This window comes from Falsiporphyromonas endometrii (assembly GCF_042654485.1).
In the GTDB taxonomy this organism is placed as follows: domain Bacteria; phylum Bacteroidota; class Bacteroidia; order Bacteroidales; family Porphyromonadaceae; genus Porphyromonas; species Porphyromonas endometrii.
Genome location: NZ_JBHSGO010000001.1, coordinates 1 through 5,057, shown reverse-complemented (window position 1 = coordinate 5,057; position 5,057 = coordinate 1). Strand labels below are relative to the sequence as shown.

The following is a 5,057-nucleotide window of genomic DNA, read 5'->3' as shown; positions in this document are numbered from 1 at the left end:
TTTTTTCGATAACTTGCCACTGTTTATCAGTCAGGTTGGTTGAATATTGCTCCATAACTTTAATTGTTTGATAATCATAAAGTTACAAATAATAAATCAGCTAACCTACTGATATTCAATATATTAACACCTTGTATAAGATTGTTTTTCAATTAAATTTAAACAGCTTCTAAAATTTGGAGCAAACGACCCGGTAGATCTTTCTCTCAATAATGGCCAGATTAAGGCTACAGCCAAGATCAACGAAAGCACCAGTTTCATCAAAGGAAATCGGCTATATGCAGATGTTACGGTACTATGGATCAATGGTTCTACCAAGACTCCTATCACCACTATTTTTGATGGAGTAAAGGACAATGGTACTAAACCGGATCCTCAACCGGACCCGGATCCAAATCCTCAACCGGACCCTCAACCCCAGCCCCATGATGGAGTATTCCAAATACCCAATCAAGACTTTGAGACTGCATGGGTTGATCCCAATGAGCCCGGGCACGGCTGGAATAGCTTTGTCTCAGCCAACACGACTAATTTGGGCGGAATAGGTAACATGGCAAAAAACATGTCCAAAGGAAATACATCTTCTACTGATGGCTATAACAGCAAAACAGCAGTCAAGCTAACTTCATCGTCAATTGTCGGGACAAAAGCTAATGGCAACCTAACTACCGGTCGTATCAACATGGGATCTCAGTCGCCCAAAGACCCCAAAAACTACAACTATACCGATCTTAAATCGGAAAGCAATAAACTTCTTTTCGCCGGGAAGCCGGATGTTATTACTTTTTATGCCAAATACAAACGAGGAGAAAGTGGCAACTACAATGGTCAACTAAAGGCAATCCTGCATGACAAGATCAACTTCAAAGACCCGGCTCATGGAGAAGAGAAAGTCTTGATGGCCAAGCATATTCTCGGACAAACTACTATAGGCATCACTCCATCGGACGACTGGACTCGCTTCGAAGGGGAATTTAAATACTCCAATCTTGAAGCTGATACCACATATATGTTGATAAATGTCACTACCAATCCGGAGCCAGGTGCGACAGCCGGAGATGAGCTGATTTTGGACGATGTTACATTTGTCTATCGCTCCGAACTTAAAAATGCTCAGCTTGGCAAAGCTAAACTTACAATACCCAATAACGGAGAGACAAGCATATCAGACTATAGATATGATCCGAAGATGCTCAAACTTACATCAAACGGACAAGGAGCAATCGTAAAGACCTCTTTTGATGAAAACCAAGATCTCCTTACTGTAGAAGTTATTGGCAATGATATCAGCATCAACCCGAACAATAAACACATCTATCAATTTAAGTTCAACAAAAACGGCATCATCCCCGAACCGGCAGACCCTTCAGAAGATGAAAAGGAGGAAGAGGGCATAGATGCGGCGTATCAAGTTTCCAACTCCGACTTTGAAACCGATTGGACAGATAAGAACGAACCCGGGAATGGCTGGTACAGCTATGTCTCTGCCAATGCCACAGGTCTGGGTTGGAAAGGGAACATTGCCATCAACAATTCGAAAGGAAACACTCAAAAGCTAACTCCCGGACACAACAGCAACACAGCTGTCAAACTTGTTTCCAAATGGATGTTCTTTACCAATGTCAATGGCAACCTCACTACCGGACGCATTCATATGGGAGAAAATAGTCCTGCAGGCCATAAAAACTACAATTATACAGATCTAAAGTCTGACAACAATCAACTTCTCTTTGCCGGTCGCCCTGACTCACTTGTATTCTATGCCAAGTACAAAAGAGGAGGCAAAGGTGAATATGGCGGACAGCTTCGTGCCTTCCTTCATGATAAGATTGAATTTAAGGATCCCTCTTATGATGAAGAGAAAGAGCAACTCAAAAAGCATATATTATCTGAAACGGTGGTAGACATTATGCCCAGTACTGATTGGGTAAAATATGAGAAAGCCATGACTTATACAGATCTCAAGGCCGACTCTTCTTATATGCTTATCAATCTCTTTACCAACCCGACACCCGGAGCTACAACAGGAGATGAATTGGATTTTGATGACTTTAGATTTATCTACAATTCCGAACTTTCCAAGATCTCTTATGATGGAGAAGATATCAATATCCCTACGCCGGGAGAGATCTCTTATATAAGTGCTGTCTATGACTATGAAAAGATTGATCTCAAGACAAATGCCTATGCTGCCAAAGTGAAAAAGAGCTACGATTCTGAAACAAATATCCTCACCATCACTGTATTTGGTGACGATTACAAAATCAACAAAGACAATAAGCACGAATATAAATTTAGATTTAGGAGACCCCATCAAGACGTCGCTACATACCAGCTACCGAATGGTGACTTTGAAGAAGAATGGGACAATACGAACGAGCCCGGCAATGGTTGGTACAGCTATGCCTCTGCCAACACAAAGCAACTCGGAGCAAAGGCAAAAGATGTAAAATCCACTCTTCTTAACAACCTGATTAAGACTGAAGGATATAAGAGTGAGACGGCTGTAATGATCCTTGACAAAGGAAATATGACTACCGGACGCATCCATCTTGGATCGGAAGATTTGGACAGTCCGGACAATTACAATTATACAGACAGAGCTTCTGACAACCACCTTCTATTCAAAGGTCAGCCCGACTCCATTGCCTTCTATGCCAAATATATTGATTCGAAAGATGATAACTCCTTTGGTGAGATCAAAGCAATTCTTCACCGTGATATAGACTTTAGGAACCCCTCCGAAGTTGGACAAGAAGAATACAAACTTGCTGAGGCAAAAGCAAAGATTGCATCCCAGCCTCAATGGAAGAGATATAGTCAGCCTTTTGTCTATACAAATCACCAACCGGGAGACAAACAATACATACTTCTTAGCGCCATTAACCACTCAGAAGGAAATGAGGAAAACAAAGGCAAATTAATCATAGACAACGTTGTATTTGTCTACAATTCCGAACTTTCAAGAATCACTTACGATAATGAAGAAATAGCTATTCCGGAGAACGGCGAGGCAGTCAAGATCAGAAAGATTTATGACCCCGAGAAACTCAATATTTCCACCAATGCCAGAGCTGCAAAGGTGGAAACTCAAATAGATTCCAACTCAGCCATACTGACAGTCACAATCAAAGGAAATGATATCGAAAGCAACCCTCAAAACAAACATGTGTACAAATTCCAATTTAGGCAGCCGAAAGAAAATATTGCCAACTACCAGATGCCTAATGGAGGATTTGAGGAAAACTGGGAAGAAGCCAACGAACCCGGCAATGGCTGGTATAGTATTGTTTCTGCCAACGCTATTGATGAAACAGGAGTAGCATTTAAGCAATCCATCCTTCGCAATACCACCAAGACCGAAGGCTACAAGAGTGCGACTGCAATCTTACTCCAAAACAACAGCATCTTGACTACCGGAAGAATCAATTTGGCATCTTCAGACTACAAAAGCAATCAAAACTATTGCTATACCGAACGAGACACCGAAAATCATCTGCTCTTCAAAGGTCAGCCAGACTCCATATCTTTTTATGCCAAGTTTGCTAAAGAGGGTGAAGCTGCCTGTGAAGTCAAAGCTATTCTTCACGGCGATACAGACTATAGAGATCCGGCTGATGAGGCGGTAAAGGAAGCCCAAAAAGAGTATAAGATAGCCGAATCAACAACCACAATCAATCCAAGTAACGACTGGACAAAATACAGCATACCTTTTGTCTATTCCGACAACAATAGGAAAGAGAAGAGCTATATGCTTATCAAGGCATCTATCCAATCAGAACAGACAGCTAAGCTGGCACTTGATGATTTTGTATTTGTCTACAACTCTGAGCTCAAAACTTTTGAATATGATGGCAAGGCTATGCCCATATCAAAAACCGATACCATCAAGATAGAAGGCAGCTACAATCCTGACAAGATGGGTAAAATAGAGACTAATGCTCATGCAGCTACACTGTCCATCGACTATGACAGAGATACAAACGAATTGTCAATCTATATCTATGGCAATGATTTTGAGGTCAACAAAAACAACTACCATACTTATGTATATCAATTTGAACAAGGAGAAGGCATAGATGATGTCAGACCATATTCAGACAAAAAAGTCAATGTCTATTCAATTGATGGCATCCTAATCAAAAAGAATGTCACGAAAGATGTCGCAATCAAAGATCTGCCTAATGGCATATACATCATTGGAAATGAAAAGGTTGTAATCAAATAAAGGATCAAAGTCCTAACAAATACAAGGAGACAGACTCTTTATATAAGGGTTTGTCTCCTTTCTTTTTAGAAGCCCTTTGTGAGCATACCCATTGATAGAAAGAATAGAGAAAGTATCATTCTTGGCAGATGACAAGCATACTCCCAAGACTTTGCAGTAAGGATGAGATGTTAGGCGCTGAGGTTGAGGATGACGAGAGCGTACTTATGTACGTGACCGAATCCGAATACCGAAAGCAACAAAACAGATCGCCTTTATGCAATAGCTCTTAGTATGTGATCAAACTATTCGCCCTGCAGGTAACGAAGCAATTTGACCCTAACTTTTTTAAGAATAAGGCATTGAAGAAGGGCCATAGTGCAAGGCACCAAAAGCGATTGTTTGTGAGCATACTCCCAAGACTTTGCAGTAAGGATGAGATGTTAGGCGCTGAGGCTGAGGATGACGAGAGCGTACTTATGTACGTGACCGAATCCGAATACCGAAAGCAACGAAACAGATCGCCTTTATGCNTAGTCAGGTCATAAATCTTCTACACAAGGAAAAAGTCCTTGAAATAAGCCGCCAGAAGAACGGCGAACGTTATATCAAACGCTTTGATGCATGGACTCACTTAGTAGTCATGCTCTATGGTGTGATCATGCGATTTGACTCCTTGCGCGAAATAACCGCATCCTTGCAGGCAGAAGCGAGAAAGCTACAGCATCTCAGCATCTTTATGATGACCTCCAGGAGTACTCTTTCCGATGCCAATAGGAGACGCTCTGAAGAGATCTTCGAGGCAATATATCGTGATTTGTATGCTACTTACCACCATCAATTATCCTCG

General features: G+C 41.4%; 2 protein-coding genes. Both read left to right on the top strand.

The features are described 5' to 3' along the window. Positions 1–550: 550 nt before the first annotated feature. Positions 551–4,228 carry a hypothetical protein gene (locus ACFO3G_RS00010; protein ID WP_380076772.1) on the top strand — a complete coding sequence of 1,226 codons (3,678 nt, stop codon included), beginning with the start codon at positions 551–553 and terminating at the stop codon, positions 4,226–4,228. A gap of 508 nt (positions 4,229–4,736) precedes the next feature. Further along, a partial coding sequence (locus ACFO3G_RS00005) for a DUF4372 domain-containing protein (protein WP_380076770.1) occupies positions 4,737–5,057 on the top strand: 321 nt, incomplete at its 3' end.